The 15,624-nt window shown below is 71.9% G+C and carries 18 protein-coding genes; 11 read left to right on the top strand and 7 right to left on the bottom strand.

Features of this window, described 5'->3' with window-relative positions; genetic code table 11:
- Positions 1–6: 6 nt before the first annotated feature.
- The 7 genes from IE257_RS33575 (at position 7) to IE257_RS33545 (ending at position 6,131) form a co-directional block, all read left to right on the top strand.
- Positions 7–855 (top strand): HipA family kinase, encoded by an 849-nt coding sequence (locus IE257_RS33575; RefSeq protein WP_189973610.1) that lies wholly within the window; start codon positions 7–9, stop codon positions 853–855.
- Positions 852–1,235 carry a DUF3037 domain-containing protein gene (locus tag IE257_RS33570; protein ID WP_189973609.1) on the top strand — a complete coding sequence of 128 codons (384 nt, stop codon included), beginning with the start codon at positions 852–854 and terminating at the stop codon, positions 1,233–1,235. The genes IE257_RS33575 and IE257_RS33570 overlap by 4 nt, the downstream gene beginning before the upstream one ends.
- Positions 1,236–1,411: 176 nt before the next feature.
- Positions 1,412–2,173, top strand: a complete 762-nt coding sequence (fabG, locus tag IE257_RS33565) for a 3-oxoacyl-ACP reductase FabG (protein WP_189973608.1) — start codon at positions 1,412–1,414, stop codon at positions 2,171–2,173.
- A 28-nt stretch (positions 2,174–2,201) separates the two neighbouring features.
- Positions 2,202–2,963 (top strand): SDR family oxidoreductase, encoded by a 762-nt coding sequence (locus IE257_RS33560; protein ID WP_189973607.1) that lies wholly within the window; start codon positions 2,202–2,204, stop codon positions 2,961–2,963.
- A gap of 152 nt (positions 2,964–3,115) precedes the next feature.
- Complete coding sequence (locus tag IE257_RS33555) at positions 3,116–4,699, top strand: ABC transporter substrate-binding protein (protein WP_189973606.1); 1,584 nt, start codon at positions 3,116–3,118, stop codon at positions 4,697–4,699.
- Positions 4,700–4,821: 122 nt separating this feature from the next.
- Positions 4,822–5,490 carry a uracil-DNA glycosylase gene (locus tag IE257_RS33550; protein ID WP_189973646.1) on the top strand — a complete coding sequence of 223 codons (669 nt, stop codon included), beginning with the start codon at positions 4,822–4,824 and terminating at the stop codon, positions 5,488–5,490.
- Positions 5,491–5,585: 95 nt separating this feature from the next.
- Entirely contained in the window at positions 5,586–6,131 is a 546-nt protein-coding gene (locus IE257_RS33545; RefSeq protein WP_189973645.1) for a hypothetical protein, read from the top strand.
- Positions 6,132–6,209: 78 nt separating this feature from the next.
- On the opposite strand, the gene IE257_RS33540 is transcribed toward IE257_RS33545, so the two are convergent.
- Together IE257_RS33540 and IE257_RS33535 are read right to left on the bottom strand one after the other, a co-directional pair.
- A complete protein-coding gene (locus IE257_RS33540) occupies positions 6,210–6,749 on the bottom strand; it encodes a hypothetical protein (RefSeq protein ID WP_189973605.1) in 540 nt (179 codons plus the stop codon).
- Between the two features lie 81 nt (positions 6,750–6,830).
- On the bottom strand, positions 6,831–7,355 hold the full coding sequence (locus IE257_RS33535) for a DinB family protein (RefSeq protein ID WP_189973604.1): 525 nt from the start codon (positions 7,353–7,355) through the stop codon (positions 6,831–6,833).
- 85 nt (positions 7,356–7,440) lie between these two features.
- Between IE257_RS33535 and IE257_RS33530 the strand changes: the two genes are divergently transcribed.
- Positions 7,441–8,346, top strand: coding sequence for a Gfo/Idh/MocA family protein (locus tag IE257_RS33530; RefSeq protein WP_189973603.1), 906 nt, complete (start codon positions 7,441–7,443; stop codon positions 8,344–8,346).
- On the opposite strand, the gene lnt is transcribed toward IE257_RS33530, so the two are convergent.
- The 5 genes from lnt to IE257_RS33505 all read right to left on the bottom strand — a co-directional run bounded on the left by lnt (position 8,291) and on the right by IE257_RS33505 (position 12,419).
- Positions 8,291–9,868: an apolipoprotein N-acyltransferase gene (gene lnt, locus IE257_RS33525; RefSeq protein WP_189973602.1), complete on the bottom strand. Its 1,578-nt coding sequence runs from the start codon at positions 9,866–9,868 to the stop codon at positions 8,291–8,293. The genes IE257_RS33530 and lnt overlap by 56 nt on opposite strands.
- A 67-nt stretch (positions 9,869–9,935) precedes the next feature.
- Positions 9,936–10,403, bottom strand: a complete 468-nt coding sequence (locus IE257_RS33520) for a nuclear transport factor 2 family protein (RefSeq protein ID WP_189973601.1) — start codon at positions 10,401–10,403, stop codon at positions 9,936–9,938.
- Positions 10,404–10,472: 69 nt separating this feature from the next.
- Positions 10,473–10,649, bottom strand: coding sequence for a DUF8839 family protein (locus IE257_RS33515; RefSeq protein WP_181382610.1), 177 nt, complete (start codon positions 10,647–10,649; stop codon positions 10,473–10,475).
- Between the two features lie 114 nt (positions 10,650–10,763).
- Complete coding sequence (locus IE257_RS33510; RefSeq protein ID WP_189973600.1) at positions 10,764–11,642, bottom strand: undecaprenyl-diphosphate phosphatase; 879 nt, start codon at positions 11,640–11,642, stop codon at positions 10,764–10,766.
- A 48-nt stretch (positions 11,643–11,690) separates the two neighbouring features.
- Positions 11,691–12,419, bottom strand: coding sequence for a TVP38/TMEM64 family protein (locus tag IE257_RS33505; protein ID WP_189973599.1), 729 nt, complete (start codon positions 12,417–12,419; stop codon positions 11,691–11,693).
- 49 nt (positions 12,420–12,468) lie between these two features.
- Between IE257_RS33505 and IE257_RS33500 the strand changes: the two genes are divergently transcribed.
- The 3 genes from IE257_RS33500 to IE257_RS33490 all read left to right on the top strand — a co-directional run bounded on the left by IE257_RS33500 (position 12,469) and on the right by IE257_RS33490 (position 15,619).
- Positions 12,469–13,185: a DNA alkylation repair protein gene (locus IE257_RS33500; RefSeq protein WP_189973598.1), complete on the top strand. Its 717-nt coding sequence runs from the start codon at positions 12,469–12,471 to the stop codon at positions 13,183–13,185.
- Between the two features lie 252 nt (positions 13,186–13,437).
- The gene (tuf, locus tag IE257_RS33495) at positions 13,438–14,619 is read left to right on the top strand and encodes an elongation factor Tu (RefSeq protein WP_189973597.1); all 1,182 of its coding nucleotides are present in this window, start codon (positions 13,438–13,440) and stop codon (positions 14,617–14,619) included.
- Positions 14,620–14,764: 145 nt separating this feature from the next.
- A complete protein-coding gene (locus IE257_RS33490) occupies positions 14,765–15,619 on the top strand; it encodes a patatin-like phospholipase family protein (protein WP_189973596.1) in 855 nt (284 codons plus the stop codon).
- Positions 15,620–15,624 lie beyond the last annotated feature (5 nt).

The following is a 15,624-nucleotide window of genomic DNA, read 5'->3' as shown; positions in this document are numbered from 1 at the left end:
GGGCGGATGCTGTCCGAAGTGATCGCGACCCGTTACGTCACGCCCCTGCGTGAGGGCGGCTCGCTCCCGGGAATCGTCGAGGCCGACGACCTCGGTACCTACGTCATGAAATTCACCGGAGCCGGCCAGGGCCGCAAGACCCTGGTCGCCGAGGTCATCTGCGGTCGCCTGGCCCAGCGGCTGGGGCTGAGGGTCCCGCGGCTGGTGCAGATGCAGCTCGACCCCGTCATCGGGCTCGGCGAGCCCGACCAGGAGGTCCAGGAGCTGCTCAAGGCCAGCGGCGGGCTCAACCTCGGCATGGACTACCTGCCCGGCTCGATCGGCTTCGATCCGCTCGCCTACCAGGTGGACCCGGTCGAGGCGGGGCGCGTGGTCTGGTTCGACGCCCTCATCAACAACGTCGACCGGTCCTGGCGCAACCCGAACATGCTCGTCTGGCACGGGGACGTCTGGCTCATCGACCACGGCGCCACCATGATCTGGCACCACAACTGGCCCACCGCCGCCGCCGCGGCCGCCAAGCCCTACAACGCCTCCGATCACGTACTGGCCCCCGTGGGCCCGGACATCGCCGCCGCGGCCGCTGCGCTCGCGCCCCTGGTGACCGAGGAGCTGCTCACGGAGGTCGCGGCCGACGTCCCCGACGAGTGGCTGGTCGACGAGCCGGGCTTCGACTCCACCGACGCGCTGCGCCGCGCCTACGTGGAGGCGTTGCTCCCGCGTGCGGCCACGATCCACGAGAGGATCTCGATGGAGGCCGAGGTGAAGGCGCCCGCCGGACCTCCCGGCTGGCTCACCGACCACCTGCCGGAATGGCCCCACAAGACCCACAAGCAGAAGAGCGACAACGAGTGACCAAGCGGGACGTGTTCGAGTACGCGCTGGTGCGCGTGGTGCCCCGGATGGAACGGGGCGAGTGCTTCAACGCCGGCGTGATCGTCTACTGCCGGGCGCACACCTACGTCGCCGCGCGCATCCACCTCGACGAGGCGAAGCTCCTCGCGCTGGATCCCGGGGCCGACGTGGCCGGCGTACGGGCGGCCCTGCGCGGGGTCGAGGGCGTGTGCAGCGGCGGTGCCGACGCGGGGCAGGCGGCGGGCGACGACGCGGGGCGCCGGTTCCGCTGGCTGATCGCGCCGCGGAGCACCGTGGTGCAGCCGGGGCCGGTGCACACCGGCCTCACGGCCGACCCGGCGGCGGAGGTGGAGCGGCTGCTGGACCTGCTGGTCCGCTGAGGGGCTCGGGCCGTCCCTTTCGGATCTTGTCGGCCGGGCCCGCGACGCAAACGGCGGCGGAGCCGGCCGAGCGCCGTTGACACCGGGTGCCAGGGCTCCTAGCGTCTCCTCAGCTGAAGCTACTAAGCGGTTGCTCACCTCTGGGCGGCCGCCTCTCAAGGGCGAGGAGATCCAGCATGTCCACCACCGAGCAGCGCGTCGCGATCGTGACCGGGGCGGCCCGGGGCATCGGCGCGGCCACCGCCGTACGCCTGGCCGCCGAGGGCCGGGCCGTCGCCGTACTCGACCTCGACGAGGCCGCCTGCAAGGACACCGTCGAGGCCATCACGGCGGCCGGCGGCAAGGCCCTGGCGGTCGGCTGCGACGTCTCCGACGGCGCCCAGGTGGAGGCGGCCGTCGCGCGCGTCGCGAGCGAGCTGGGCGCCCCGACCATCCTGGTCAACAACGCGGGCGTGCTCCGCGACAACCTGCTCTTCAAGATGAGCGAGACGGACTGGGACACGGTCATGAACGTGCACCTGCGCGGTGCCTTCCTGATGTCGAAGGCCTGTCAGAAGTACATGGTGGAGGCCCAGTTCGGCCGCATCGTGAACCTCTCCAGCAGCTCGGCGCTCGGCAACCGCGGCCAGGTCAACTACTCCGCGGCCAAGGCCGGTCTGCAGGGCTTCACCAAGACCCTGGCCATCGAGCTCGGCAAGTTCGGCGTCACCGCCAACGCCGTCGCCCCCGGATTCATCGTCACCGAGATGACCGCCCAGACGGCCGCTCGCGTCGGCATGGGCTTCGAGGACTTCCAGGCCGCCGCCGCCACCCAGATCCCCGTCCAGCGCGTCGGCCGCCCGGACGACATCGCCAACGCCATCGCCTTCTTCACGGGCGACGCCGCGGGCTTCGTCTCCGGCCAGGTCGTGTACGTGGCCGGCGGCCCGCTCAACTGACGAGTCCACCAGAGACAGGGCGTACGACATGACGTACAGCGGTATCGACAGCGGCAAGGTCGCTCTGATCACCGGGGCGAGCCGGGGCATCGGCTACGGCGTGGCGGAGGCGCTGGTCGCCCGGGGCGACCGGCTCTGCATCACCGGGCGCAACGAGGACGCCCTCAAGGAGGCCGTCGAGCGGCTCGGCGCTGACCGGGTGATCGGTGTCGCCGGCAAGGCGCACGACGAGACCCACCAGGCCGTCGCCGTCGAGCGCACGATGGAGGCCTTCGGCCGCGTCGACTTCCTGGTGAACAACGCCGGCACGAATCCGGTCTTCGGGCCCATCGCGGACCTGGACCTCGGGGTCGCGCGGAAGGTCTTCGAGACCAACGTGATCTCGGCGCTCGGCTTCGCCCAGCGGACCTGGCACGCCTGGCAGAAGGACAACGGCGGTGCGATCGTGAACATCGCCTCCATCGCCGGTGTCTCCGCCTCGCCCTTCATCGGCGCCTACGGGATGAGCAAGGCGGCCATGGTCAACCTCACCCTCCAGCTCGCGCACGAGATGGCGCCCGGGGTCCGGGTCAACGCGATCGCCCCCGCGGTGGTCAAGACGAAGTTCGCGCAGGCGCTCTACGAGGGCCGGGAGCAGGAGGCGGCGGCGGCCTATCCGCTCGGCCGGCTGGGGGTCCCGGAGGACATCGGCGGGGCGGCGGCCTTCCTGACATCTGCACAAGCGGAATGGATCACCGGGCAAACTCTCGTCGTGGACGGCGGGATGTTCCTCAATGCCGGGGTGCACTGACCGATAATCGGACGCATTTGCCTCCGAAAGGGAGGTAAATGCGTAACGAATATGCACGGAACCGGTCAAGTGCCTCACGAAACCACCCCATTGGATTCGTGAGGCACTGCGGTAGGGTCTGCCGCACCCCTGGCTGATCGAGGAGCGTGCACGTGTTCAACCGGACCAGATGCCTGCAGATCACTGCGGCCCTTGCGTCCATATCCCTGCTCGCCGGATGCGGCCTGCTGTCGGAGGACGACGGCAACGATATGAAGAGGATCGTTGTCGGTACCACGAGCGCACCGAGCACCCTCGATCCCGCGGCCGCGTGGGACGGTTCCTGGGAGCTGTACCGGAACGTCTACCAGACCCTGCTGGCCTTCCCGACGGGCTCCAGCAAGCCCCAGCCCGACGCGGCCCAGAACTGCGAGTTCACGGACGCGGCGAGCCAGGCCTACCGCTGCACCCTGCGCAAGGGGCTGAAGTTCTCCAACGGAGAGCCGCTCGACTCCAAGGCGGTCAAGTACTCCCTCGACCGGATCAAGACCATCGGCTCCAACGTCGGCCCCAAGGGGCTCTTCGGCACCCTCGACAAGATCGAGACCCCGGACGCGCTGACCGTCGTCTTCCACCTGAACACCTCGGACGCCACCTTCCCCTACGTTCTCGGTTCGCCCGCCGCCTCGCTCGTCGCGCCCAAGGACTACCCGGCCGACAAGGTCCGCGAGGGCGACAAGATCACCGGGTCCGGCCCGTACGTGCTCGACTCGTACAAGGACGGCGCCGAGGCGGTCCTCACCAAGAACCCCGGCTACACCGGTTTCGCCAACCGCCGCAACAACGCGGTGACCATCCGCTACTTCGCGGACTCCCCGAAGATGGTCGCCGCGCTGAAGGCGAAGGAGATCGACGCCACCTACCGAGGCCTGTCGGCCGCGGAGATCACGGACCTGCAGACCCCCGCGTCGCACGACCTGGGCGTCCAGGTCGTCGAGAACGTCGGCGCCGAGATCCGCTACCTGGTCTTCAACCCCAAGGACCCGGCGGTCGCCAAGCTCCCGGTGCGCCAGGCCATCGCGCAGATCGTCGACCGCGGGGCGCTCGTCTCCAAGGTCTACCACGGCACTGCCGAGCCGCTGTACTCGATGGTTCCCAAGGGGGTCGTCGGCCACAAGACGCCCTTCTACGACAAGTACGGCGCCGCGGACGTGGCCAAGGCCAAGAAGATCCTCAAGGACGCCGGGATCACCCAGCCGGTCGAGCTGACCTTCTGGTACACCACCGACCGGTACGGCTCCTCCACCGCCGACGAGTTCACCGAACTCAAGCGGCAGCTCGACGAGAGCCTGCTCTTCAAGATCACCCTGCGCAGTCAGCCCTGGAAGGCCTTCCAGGCCGGCTACAAGACCGGCGAGTACCCGATCTTCGGCCGCGGCTGGTTCCCCGACTTCCCGGACCCCGACAACTTCATCGCGCCGTTCGTCGGCAAGGAGAACGCGGTCGGCACCCCGTACGAGCCCGCCGAGATCCTGACCGACCTGCTGCCCAAGTCCCGCCGCGAGGGCGACCGCTCGGCCGGCGTCCAGGAGTTCGAGCGGGCGCAGCAGATCTTCGCCGAGGACGTCCGGCTGCTGCCCCTGTGGCAGGGCAAGCTGTACGTCGCCGCGCGCGAGGACATCGCGGGCGGGGAGCGGGCGCTGGACCCGCAGACCGCCATGCAGATGTGGGAGCTGTACCGCAAGACCAGCTGGTAGCCCCGGCATCGATGCGTCGGCGGCCCGGGCAGGTACCGGGCGGCCGACGCATTGTCAGTGGGCCCCGGTAGGTTCTGGAGCAGTTGCACGAACTTGTACCGGAGGTTGTCGCCGTGACCCAGATGCTGCCCGAGTCCTGGCTCCCCGTCCTCGGCGGAGAGCTGGACCAGCCCTACTTCAAAGAGCTCACCGAGTTCGTCGAGAAGGAACGGGCGAACGGGCCGGTCTACCCGCCCCGCGAGCAGGTGTTCGCCGCCCTGGACGCCACGCCCTTCGACCGGGTGAAGGTCCTCGTCCTCGGCCAGGACCCCTACCACGGCGCCGGCCAGGGCCACGGCCTGTGCTTCTCCGTGCAGCCGGGGGTCAAGACCCCGCCGTCGCTGCGCAACATCTACAAGGAGATGAAGGAGGAGCTCGACCTGCCGATCCCGGACAACGGGTACCTGATGCCGTGGGCCGAGCAGGGTGTCCTGCTGCTCAACGCGGTGCTCACGGTCCGGGAGGCCGAGCCCAATTCGCACAAGGGCAAGGGCTGGGAGAAGTTCACCGACGCCGTGATCCGCGCGGTGTCCGAGCGTCCCGACCCGGCCGTCTTCGTCCTCTGGGGCGCCTACGCCCAGAAGAAGCTCCCGCTGATCGACGAGGAGCGGCACGTGGTCGTCAAGGGCGCCCACCCCTCCCCGCTCTCGGCCAAGAAGTTCTTCGGGTCCCGGCCCTTCACCCAGATCAACGAGGCCATCGCAGCCCAGGGACATGAGCCGATCGACTGGCGGATCCCGAACCTCGGCTGACGTCCCCCCGCGCCTCGGCGCCATTGCCGGTGCCTCCGGCTAGCTTCTTGATGATCAGACCGGAGCAGGTCTGGCAGAGCAAGCCGGAGGCCGCCGTGACGGAGCAGCAGGAGGCGTCGGAGGACGCCGTCATGACCAGGATCGGCCAGGCGGTCATCCTGCTGCACGCCGGGGACCGTGAGGAGGCCCGCAACCGGCTCGGCGACATCTGGGCCGAGATCGGCGAGGAGGGCGACTCGCTGCACCGGTGCACGCTGGCCCACTACATGGCCGACGCCCAGGACGATCCGGCGGACGAGCTGGCCTGGGACCTCAGGGCCCTGACCGCCGCCGCGGACGAGGTTCGCGGTGACGGGCCGGGGACCGGGTCGCCCTGGGACGGGCGGCCCGTCCGGCAGGAGCCGCACCCGGCGATGCGTGCGTTCTACCCGTCCCTGCACCTCAGCCTGGCCGCCGACTACGTGAAGCTGCAGCGGCCGGAGGCGGCCCGGGTCCACCTGGCGCGGGCCCGCGCCGCCACCGGGGTGCTGGCCGACGACGGGTACGGGAACGGCGTACGGGCCGCGATCGCCCGGCTGGAGCGGAGCCTGGCCGCGGAACCGGGGGCCGGGCCTCCGCCGTTCCCGGAGCAGTCCCCGTAGACCCGTGGATCCCGAGGCCCGTGGGCCCGTGGATCCGGAGGGTCCGTGGATCCCGCGGATCCGTAGGCCTGCCGGAGTTCAGTCCGTGTGGACGCCGGCGCAGATACGGGCCTCCGGGCTGTCGGGATGCCAGCGTCCGTGACTGCGGCCCAGCGCGCACACGTCGGCCGGCCGCACCGGCAGCTTGCGGATCAGCTCACGCTCCACCTCGGCGTCGGGCCGGGACCGCTGCGGACGGCCGCCGGGCCGCCCGGAGGCGGGCTCGGCGGCCCGCCGCGGCTCCGGGATGTCCGGGACCGGCGGCGCCTGCTGTACCGCCCCGCCCGAGCCGCCCGGCAGCGGGCGCTGTGCGGACCTCTGGGCGGGCGCCGCAGCCGCCGGGACCCCGGGCCGCTCCGGGGCGGCCTCCACCGCCTCCAGAGCCTCCAGGGCCGGCGCCCGGACGACCACGGGCGCGGCCCCCGGCCCGCCGCGCGGCTCGTGGCGGGGCGGTACCCCGGCGGCGGGGGCCGTCGCCGGCTGCGCGGGTCCGGGGCTCACATTCACACAGCCGGAGACCGCCGAGACGGCGCAGGCGACTCCGAGCAGCAGCGTTGTCGTGGTTCGGGTTGGATGCACCCGCGCAACTCTGCTGTGCGAGGACCCTGTTGCGAAAACCCGCGGCCGATATTCACCCCGCACGGGTGACGGCCGCACCCGCTAATCGCCGGTGGCGCCGTCTATCTGCTCGCGCAGCAGGTCCGCGTGGCCGTTGTGGCGTGCGTACTCCTCGATCATGTGGGTGTAGACCCAGCGCAGGCTGAACACCTCGCCGCGGTGGTGGCTCTCGGCCTGCGACACCAGGTCGAGCGAACGGCCCGCGGCGGCCTGACGCGCGAGTTCGACCTCGGTCTGCCAGACCTGCTCGACCTGGGCCCAGGTGTCCTTCTCGGTGAAGTGGAAGTCGCCGTCCGGGTCCTCGCTCGTGCAGTACAGCTCGGGGAGGTCCTCGCCCAGCATGATCTCCCGGAACCAGAAGCGCTCCACCTCCGCCATGTGGCGTACCAGGCCCAGGAGGCTCAGCTCGGAGGGCGCGAGCGGGGTGCGGCGCAGCTGCTCGTCCTGGAGCCCCTCGCACTTCCAGACGAGGGTGGCGCGGTGGTAGTCGAGCCATCCGTCCAACATGTCCCGCTCGTCGGCGGTGGTGGCGGGTTCGTTGCGGTGTGATCCAGAACTGGTGGTCATGGGGCTCATCCTCGGCGAACGGAGCCCCTGCCACCAGGGATTAAGCTGCGGGAGATCCCACACGGAACCAACCTGGAGGCGCCCGGTGAAGGTCGGCTGCATCGGACTCGGCGACATCGCGCAGAAGGCGTACCTGCCCGTCCTCACCACCCGCCCGGGGATCGAGCTGCACCTGCAGACCCGTAACCCCGCCACGCTGGCCGACGTCGGCGACACCCACCACGTGCCGGCCGCGCGCCGGCACGCCGATCTCGACGCGCTCCTCGCCGAAGGGCTCGACGCCGCCTTCGTGCACGCCGCGACCGTGGCCCACCCCGAGATCGTCACACGGCTGCTGGAGGCCGGCGTGCCCACGTACGTGGACAAGCCGCTCGCCTACGAGATCGAGCAGTCGCGACGGCTGGTCGAACTCGCCGAGGAGCGCCGCGTCTCGCTCGCCGTCGGCTTCAACCGCCGCTACGCGCCCGGCTACGCGCAGTGCGCCGACCATCCCCGCGAGCTGATCGTCATGCAGAAGAACCGGATCGGTCTGCCGGAGGAGCCGCGCACGCTGGTGCTGGACGACTTCATCCACGTCGTCGACACCCTGCGCTTCCTGCTGCCCGGCGAGGCCGAGCACGTCGACGTCCGGGCGGTGGTGCGCGAGGGGCTGATGCACCAGGTGGTGCTCCAGCTGTCCGGCGCGGGCTTCACCGCCCTCGGCATCATGAACCGCCTGTCGGGCTCCACCGAGGAGATCCTGGAGGTCTCCGGCCGCGACACGAAGCGGCAGGTCGTCAACCTTGCGGAGGTCATCGACCACAAGGGCCAGCCGACCGTGCGGCGCCGCGGCGACTGGGTCCCGGTCGCCCGGCAGCGCGGCATCGAACAGGTCGTCCACCACTTCCTGGAGGCCGTCGTGGCGGGCAGCACGCTCAGCGCCCGCGACGCGCTGCTCACCCACGAGCTGTGCGAGAAGGTGGTGGGCTCGGCTCTGGCGCAGGCCTCCTGAGTGCACGGCTGCCCGCCACCGCGCAGTACACCGCGAGTACGGCGAGGGCGGCGGCCGGCGGCCAGTCCCCAAAGCGGACGTAGAGGGTCGTGCCCCGGGCGAGCGGGACCTCGTACACCATCGCCGTGCTCGCCGAGGTGGGCAGGGCGGCGCCGATCCGCTCTCCGGACGGGCCGTTGACGACGCTGATGCCCGTGAGGGTGGCGTGCACCATGGGGCGGCCGTTCTCCGCGGCCCGCAGCGCGGCCAGCGAGGCGTGCTGGGCCGGGGCCCAGCTCTGCTGGAAGGAGGAGGTCGCCGACTGGGCGATGAGCAGGGAGGCCCCGTCGAGGGTCAGGCGCCGGCTCATGTCGGGGAAGGCCGACTCGAAGCAGACCAACGGGCCCAGCCGGACGGAGGTGCCCGCCGTGCGCCCGCCCGGCCGGCCGGGCAGGTCCATGACCACCGGGGCCTCGCCCCGCACCCGGTCCTCGCCCGCGGCCCGGCCCACCGAGGTGGCCCAGCCGAACAGCGCACGGGCCGGGACGTACTCGCCGAAGGGGACGAGCCGCATCTTGTCGTACCGGTCGCCGGTGGGGCCCTGCGGACCCACGAGCACCGCGCTCTTGTAGATGCCCGGGCGGTCCGCCCGCCGCGCGTCCACGTTCACCAGCAGCGGAGCCCCGACCTCCGCCGACAGCGCCGCCAGCCGACCGGCCAGGTCCGGGCGGGCCGTCAGGTCCTCCCCGACGCTGCTCTCGCCCCACACCACCAGGTCGACCCGCTCCTTGGCCAGCGGCCGGGTCAGCCGCTGCCCGATGTCGAACCGCCGCTCCGCACTGTCCGGGCCGTCCGCCACCGGGCCCGGCTGTACGACGGCCACCCGCAGCCGGCCCGACTCCGCAGGCCGCGCCGCCCACACCCACACCGCCCCCGTCAGCACCGCGCACCCCGTCATGCCGGCCACCGCCGGGAGCCGCGCGCCCGGCACCGCGACCAGCAGCACCAGGGCGCAGTTCACCGCCACCACCAACAGGCTGACCAGCCACACGCCGCCCACCGAGGCCAGCCGCAGGGCGGGCGCCACCTGCCACTGGCTGGCCCCCAGCAGCCCCCACGGCCCGCCCAGCCCCTGCCAGGACCGCACCAGCTCGGACAGTAGCCACCCCGCCGGTACGAGGACGAGCGCGCACCAGGCCCGGCCCGCGGCCGGGACCCCGCCGAGGAGCTCCCGCACCAGCAGGGCCCAGGGGATCCAGAGCAGCCCGAGCAGCGCGGCCACCGGGATCAGGAACACGTGCAGGCTGGGCAGCAGCCAGTGATGGACGGCCAGGATGAAACCGGCGCCGCCGAGCCAGCCCTCCAGGGCGGCGCGCTGCCCGGTGGGGGCCGACCGCAGCAGCAGCATCCAGGGCACGAGGGCGACGTAGGCGAACCACCAGAGCGCGGGCGCGGGAAAGGCGAGCGCGGGCAGCGCCCCGGCGGCGACGGCGGCGGGCGCGCGCCATCGGGGGGACCACCACCGCATGCCCGTCGTGATCATGGCGCGCCTCCGCTTCCAGTGTGGCAGTGCCGGACGTCCGGGCCGAGTCGAGCGGCTTCCGGCCGTCTCAGCCGGACATGTGCCGCCACTTCTCGTGCACGGTGACGCGGGTGAGCCGCCAGCCGTCACGGGTGCGGGCCAGCCCGAAGGTGTACCGGCCGGCGGCGACGAAGTTCGGCGCGGTGACCTCCGGGTCGGCGTCCGGCCCGGCCAGCCGCATCGGATTGAGGAAGTCCGCCCGCACCCGGGCGCTGTCCCCGGGCGAGCCGCCCACGTCCTCCAGCCGGATCAGCCGGTTGACGATCAGGTGCTGGCGCACGGGGAAGAGCGTCATGGTCTGCGCCAGCCAGTCCGCCACCTCGGCCACCGGGCCCTCGATCCCGCCCGCCGTGCTGTAGTCGACCCGCGCGCCGTCGGCGAACAGGGCCCGGTAGGCGGCCCAGTCCCCGTCGTCGACGGCAACCGCGTAGCCGGTGACCACCTCGTCGATCGCCAGCCGGTCCATCACCGTCGCGAGATCCACACGCTGAGTCATCGGGTCAGTGTGGGGCCGGTCGAGCGCGAGGCCAAGGGCCGTGCGCCCACCGGATGCTCCCGCGGGCGGTCAGTGACCGGATCGGGACTCCCGCTGCCGGACCACGACGAGGAACGCGTCGCTGTCCAGGTCCATGACCACCTCGGCCGGCACGCCCTCGCGCATCCGCTGCGCCGCGTACTCCTCGGCGGGCCAACTTCCGCGCGGACTTCCGGCGGGAAATCGCTCCAGCACCACTCGACCCATGGGGCACCCCCTGCTGTTTGCCTTCCGCTCTCTTCAGGCACAACGACGCGCAGGCCGCCCGGGAACGTTCCCGAGCGGCCTGCGGTTCACGCGAAGTGGTGGAAAGGGGTCCCGCTAGGAGCCGGACTCACCCGCGTGCGGGCTCAGCACGTCCGTGCCGATCAGCACGAACAGCAGGATGCCCAGGAGGATCCGGTAGATCACGAAGGGCATGAAGCTCTTGGTCGAGATGAACTTCATGAACCACGCGATCACGACGTAGCCCACGAAGAAGGCGATGACCGTCGCGAAGATCGTCGGCCCCCAGGAGATGTGACCCGGGTTCTCCATCACGTCCTTGATCTCGAACGCGCCCGAGGCCAGCACGGCCGGGATCGCGAGGAGGAAGGAGTAGCGGGCCGCGGCCTCGCGGGTGAAGCCGAGCAGCAGACCGCCGGAAATGGTGGCGCCGGACCGCGAAACACCCGGGATCAGGGCCATCGCCTGGCAGAGACCGAAGATCAGGCCGTCCTTGACGCCCAGCTGCTGGAGCGTCTTGCGCTCGCGGATGGCGCGGTGCCTGCCGCCCTCCTCGTCGCGGGCGGCCAGCCGGTCGGCGATGCCGAGCACGATGCCCATCAGGATCAGGGTGGTGGCCGTCAGCCGCAGGTCACGGGCCGGGCCCACGATCGCGTCCTTGAAGACGAGGCCGAGGATGCCGATCGGGAGGGATCCGACGATCACCAGCCAGCCCATCTTGGCGTCCTGTTCGGAGCGCAGGGCCTTCGTGTACAGGGAGCGGAACCAGGTGGAGATGATCCGCGCGATGTCCTTGCGGAAGTAGATCAGCACGGCGGCCTCGGTGCCGATCTGGGTGATCGCGGTGAAGGCCGCTCCTGGGTCGTGCCAGCCGGCGAACGCCGCGGTCAGCCGCAGGTGGGCGCTGGAGGAGATCGGGAGGAACTCCGTAAGCCCCTGGACGAGACCGAGGATTAGGGATTCGAACCAGCTCATGTCGGGGTGCGCTCGTCCTTGTGATCGTCGGGCAGTTCGCGTCCGATGCTAGGGCCCGTGCGAAGCGCCACTGACCACAGGGGGGTGCTGGGGCGTCAGTTCGGACACCCGGTCCCGGGTTCGAGGGGGTGCCAGGCGGTGCCGCTTGCGCCATCCGACGACTGCGCCGCCCACCACGGAGACGAGGATGAAGCCGAACGAGAAGAGGAACGCGGGCGACCCGGGGGAGGAGGCGCTGGCTCCCGCGATCACGTACGCGGCCGTGTTCGGGACGACGCCGACCGCGGTGGCGAGGAGGAAGGGGCCCCAGCCGCACCGCGACACCGCAGCGCAGTAGTTGGCCACGACGAAGGGCACTCCGGGGAAGAGCCGGACCGCGAGCATCGAGCGGAAACCGTGCCGGCTGAGCTGGCCGTCGGCCGCCTGGAGCCAGCGTCCGCGCAGGAACGGCCGCAAAGCCTCCTGGCCCATGATCCGGCCCAGCCCGAAGGAGATCGCGGCGCCGAGCACCGTGCCGCCGACCGCCGCGACAAGGCCGAACCGGGAGCCGAAGACGGCTCCCGCGGCCAGATTGAGCAGGGGGCGCGGCACGAACGCGGCCGTGCACACCCCGTACGCGGCTGCGAACAGCAGGACCGCCGTGCCCACCGGGAGCCCCGGGGGCCAGCCCTCCGAGAGGATGCGCTGGGGCTGGTACAGCAGCACGCACGCGCCGGCCGCCACGAGCAGCACGACGAGCAGCGACAGCCGGGCCCACGGCGCGAGGAGGAGGGACATCCCGGGAGACTAGCCGACGTATGCGGCGTCCCGCCGTAATCTGGGCCTCATGCTGTCGAACGACCGGCGACCCCCGCAGGTTCCCCGCAGCGCCCTCGCGGACACCCTGATGGACCGCCTGCCCGGGGCGTACGGGGCGGCCGCCGATCCCGTGCGGGCCCGGGCCATGGCCGCGTACATGAAGGACGTCGCGCCGTTCCTCGGCATCCCCACCCCGCTGCGCCGCGACCTGTCGAAGACCGTGACCAAGGACACTCCGAAACCGTCCGAGACGGACTGCGCGGCGCTCGCGCTGCGCTGCTGGCTGCTCCCGGAACGTGAGTACCACTACTTCGCCGTGGACTACCTGCGCCGCCACGTCGCCCGCTGCTCCTCCGGCTTCCTGCCGGTGGCCCGGCACCTGATCGTCACGGTCCCCTGGTGGGACACCGTCGACCTGCTGGCCGCGCACACGGTCGGTCCGCTGGTGGCCGCCGATCCGCCGCTCGCGGCCGTGATGGACGAGTGGATCGAGGACGAGAACCTCTGGCTCGCCCGCACGGCGCTGCTCCACCAGCTCCGCTTCAAGGCCGCCACCGACAGCGGCCGGCTCTTCGACCACTGCCGCCGCCGGGCCGGCGCCCCGGAGTTCTTCCTGCGCAAGGCGATCGGCTGGGCTCTGCGCGAGTACGCGAAGACGGATCCGGACGCCGTACGCGCCTTCGTCGAGGCCGAACGGGGCACCCTGGCCCCACTGTCCGTGCGTGAGGCGCTCAAGAACCTCTGAGCGTGCGGTAATTCGTTCGACGGGCCCCTGACCGTCCGGCAGGATCAGTGGCATGAACCGGTACGCCTTCCTCGCAGCGCCGTCCGCAGTCGCGGACGCGCCGAAGGCTGCCGAATTTGCAGGCGCACCTGCCCTCGCCGCATTCGACGGCGCACGAAGCTGACCCTTCCCGGATCGTCCGGCGGACCCCGCAGGGGGAGGGTCGGCTCGGCTTCGGGGTCCCGTTCCAGCTTCCAGACACGGGAATGAATCATGGCCAAGACGGCCTTCGTGCGCACCAAGCCGCACCTCAACATCGGCACCATGGGTCACGTCGACCACGGCAAGACCACCCTCACCGCCGCCATCACCAAGGTCCTCGCGGAGAGCGGCGGCGCCTCCTTCGTGCCGTTCGACCGCATCGACCGGGCCCCCGAGGAGTCCCGCCGGGGCATCACGATCAACCTCACGCACGTCGAGTACGAGACCGGCACCCGGCACTACGCCCACGTGGACATGCCCGGTCACGCCGACTACATCAAGAACATGGTCACCGGAGCCGCCCAACTCGACGGGGCGATCCTCGTCGTCTCCGCGCTCGACGGGGTCATGCCGCAGACCGCCGAGCACGTGCTCCTCGCCCGGCAGGTCGGTGTCGACCACATCGTCGTGGCGCTCAACAAGGCGGACGCCGGGGACCCCGAGCTGACCGACCTGGTCGAGCTGGAGGTCCGCGAGCTGCTCACCGCGCACGGCTACGGCGGCGACAGCGCGCCGGTCGTACGGGTCTCCGGACTCGGCGCGCTGGAGGGCGACCCGCGGTGGACGGAGGCGATCCGGGCGCTGCTGGACGCCGTGGACACGTACGTACCGACCCCGGTGCGCTACACGGACGCGCCGTTCCTGCTGCCGGTGGAGAACGTGCTGACCATCACCGGGCGCGGCACCGTCGTGACCGGAGCCGTCGAGCGCGGCACCGTCCGCCTCGGGGACCGCGTGGCGATCCTCGGCGGCGACGGCGAGCCCGCCCTGACGGTCGTCACCGGGCTGGAGACCTTCGGCAAGCCGATGGAGTCCGCCGAGGCCGGGGACAACGTCGCGCTGCTGCTGCGCGGAGTGCCGCGCGAGGGCGTTCGCCGAGGGCACGTGGTGGCCGCGCCCGGCAGCGTGACCCCGCAGCGCCGGTTCACCGCGCAGGTGTACGTGCTCTCCGGGCGCGAGGGCGGCCGTACGACACCGGTCGCCAGCGGCTACCGGCCGCAGTTCTACATCCGCACCGCCGACGTGGTGGGGGACGTGGACCTGGGCGAGGCCGCCGTGGCCCGGCCCGGGGAGACGGTCACGATGACCGTCGAGCTCGGCCGGGACGTGCCGCTGGAGTCCGGGCTCGGCTTCGCGATCCGCGAGGGCGGGCGGACCGTCGGCGCGGGCACGGTGACGGCGGTCCTGGGCTGATCCGGACCTGATCCGGGTCGGATCAAGGTCGGATCAAGATCCGATGCCGGTCCGATCCGGGTCCGATCCCGACCCACTGTGGTGACGGCAGGACGGCTGAGCCAGACTGCCGTCACCACAGGCGCGATCGAAGGGGCGGGCGGAAATGGGCGGCGACACGGCACTGGTGCTCGGTGGCGGGGGACTGACCGGCGTGGGCTGGGAGTGCGGAATCCTGTACGGCCTCGCCCGCGCGGGCGTGGACCTCACCACCGCCGACCTGGTCGTCGGCACTTCCGCCGGTTCCGTGGTCGGTGCCCAGCTCACCTCCGGGCTGCTCACCGCGCAGGAGCTGTACGAGCGCCAGCTCGGGGACCCCGCCGGGGAGGTCGCGGCGAAACTGGGGGCGGGCCTCGTCGCCCGGTACGCCGTCGCGATGGTGGGCTCGCGCACCGCGACGGCCTACCGGCAGCGGATCGGCGCCATGGCGCTGGCCGCCGACACCGGCCCGGAGGCGGAGCGGCGCAAGGTCCTGGCCGCCCGGCTGGTCTCGCACGAGTGGCCCGAGCGGCGGCTCGTCGTCACGGCGGTGGACGCGCTCAGCGGTGAACTCGAGGCGTTCGAGCGGGGGAGCGGCAGCGGACTCGTCGACGCCGTCTCGGCGAGCTGCGCCGTGCCCGGGGTGTGGCCGCCGGTGACGGTCGGCGGGCGCCGTTTCATCGACGGCGGGATCCGCTCCGCCACCAACGCCGACCTGGCCGCGGGCTACGCGCGCGTAGTGATCATCGCCCCGCTGTCGCTGGGCTCCAAGCTGGTCCCCTCGCCGTCGGCACAGGCCGAGCGGCTCCGGGCGGCGGGGGCGCGAGTGCTGCTGATCACCCCCTCGAACGCCGCCCGCAAGGTCTTCGGGCGCAACGTGCTGGATCCTGCGCGGCGGGACCCGGCGGCACGGGCGGGCCTGGCGCAGGCCGCGGAGCACGTACGGGAGGCGGCGGAGGTCTGGTCGGGCCGGGCGGCCTGAGGGCC

This window comes from Streptomyces avidinii, assembly GCF_014650695.1.
Lineage (GTDB): Bacteria > Actinomycetota > Actinomycetes > Streptomycetales > Streptomycetaceae > Streptomyces > Streptomyces avidinii.
Note: the sequence above shows the minus strand (reverse complement) of the source record. Positions and strands in the feature narration are given on the sequence as shown.

Bases quoted from the DNA above. Each gene is read 5' to 3' on its own strand.
- IE257_RS33575 (WP_189973610.1), top strand. From the start codon at position 7: ATGCTGTCCGAAGTGATCGCGACCCGTTACGTCACGCCCCTGCGTGAG.
- fabG (WP_189973608.1), top strand. From the start codon at position 1,412: ATGTCCACCACCGAGCAGCGCGTCGCGATCGTGACCGGGGCGGCCCGG.
- IE257_RS33560 (WP_189973607.1), top strand. From the start codon at position 2,202: ATGACGTACAGCGGTATCGACAGCGGCAAGGTCGCTCTGATCACCGGG.
- IE257_RS33550 (WP_189973646.1), top strand. From the start codon at position 4,822: ATGCTGCCCGAGTCCTGGCTCCCCGTCCTCGGCGGAGAGCTGGACCAG.
- IE257_RS33535 (WP_189973604.1), bottom strand. From the start codon at position 7,355: ATGACCACCAGTTCTGGATCACACCGCAACGAACCCGCCACCACCGCC.
- lnt (WP_189973602.1), bottom strand. From the start codon at position 9,868: ATGATCACGACGGGCATGCGGTGGTGGTCCCCCCGATGGCGCGCGCCC.
- IE257_RS33520 (WP_189973601.1), bottom strand. From the start codon at position 10,403: ATGACTCAGCGTGTGGATCTCGCGACGGTGATGGACCGGCTGGCGATC.
- IE257_RS33515 (WP_181382610.1), bottom strand. From the start codon at position 10,649: ATGGGTCGAGTGGTGCTGGAGCGATTTCCCGCCGGAAGTCCGCGCGGA.
- IE257_RS33510 (WP_189973600.1), bottom strand. From the start codon at position 11,642: ATGAGCTGGTTCGAATCCCTAATCCTCGGTCTCGTCCAGGGGCTTACG.
- IE257_RS33505 (WP_189973599.1), bottom strand. From the start codon at position 12,419: ATGTCCCTCCTCCTCGCGCCGTGGGCCCGGCTGTCGCTGCTCGTCGTG.
- IE257_RS33500 (WP_189973598.1), top strand. From the start codon at position 12,469: ATGCTGTCGAACGACCGGCGACCCCCGCAGGTTCCCCGCAGCGCCCTC.
- tuf (WP_189973597.1), top strand. From the start codon at position 13,438: ATGGCCAAGACGGCCTTCGTGCGCACCAAGCCGCACCTCAACATCGGC.
- IE257_RS33490 (WP_189973596.1), top strand. From the start codon at position 14,765: ATGGGCGGCGACACGGCACTGGTGCTCGGTGGCGGGGGACTGACCGGC.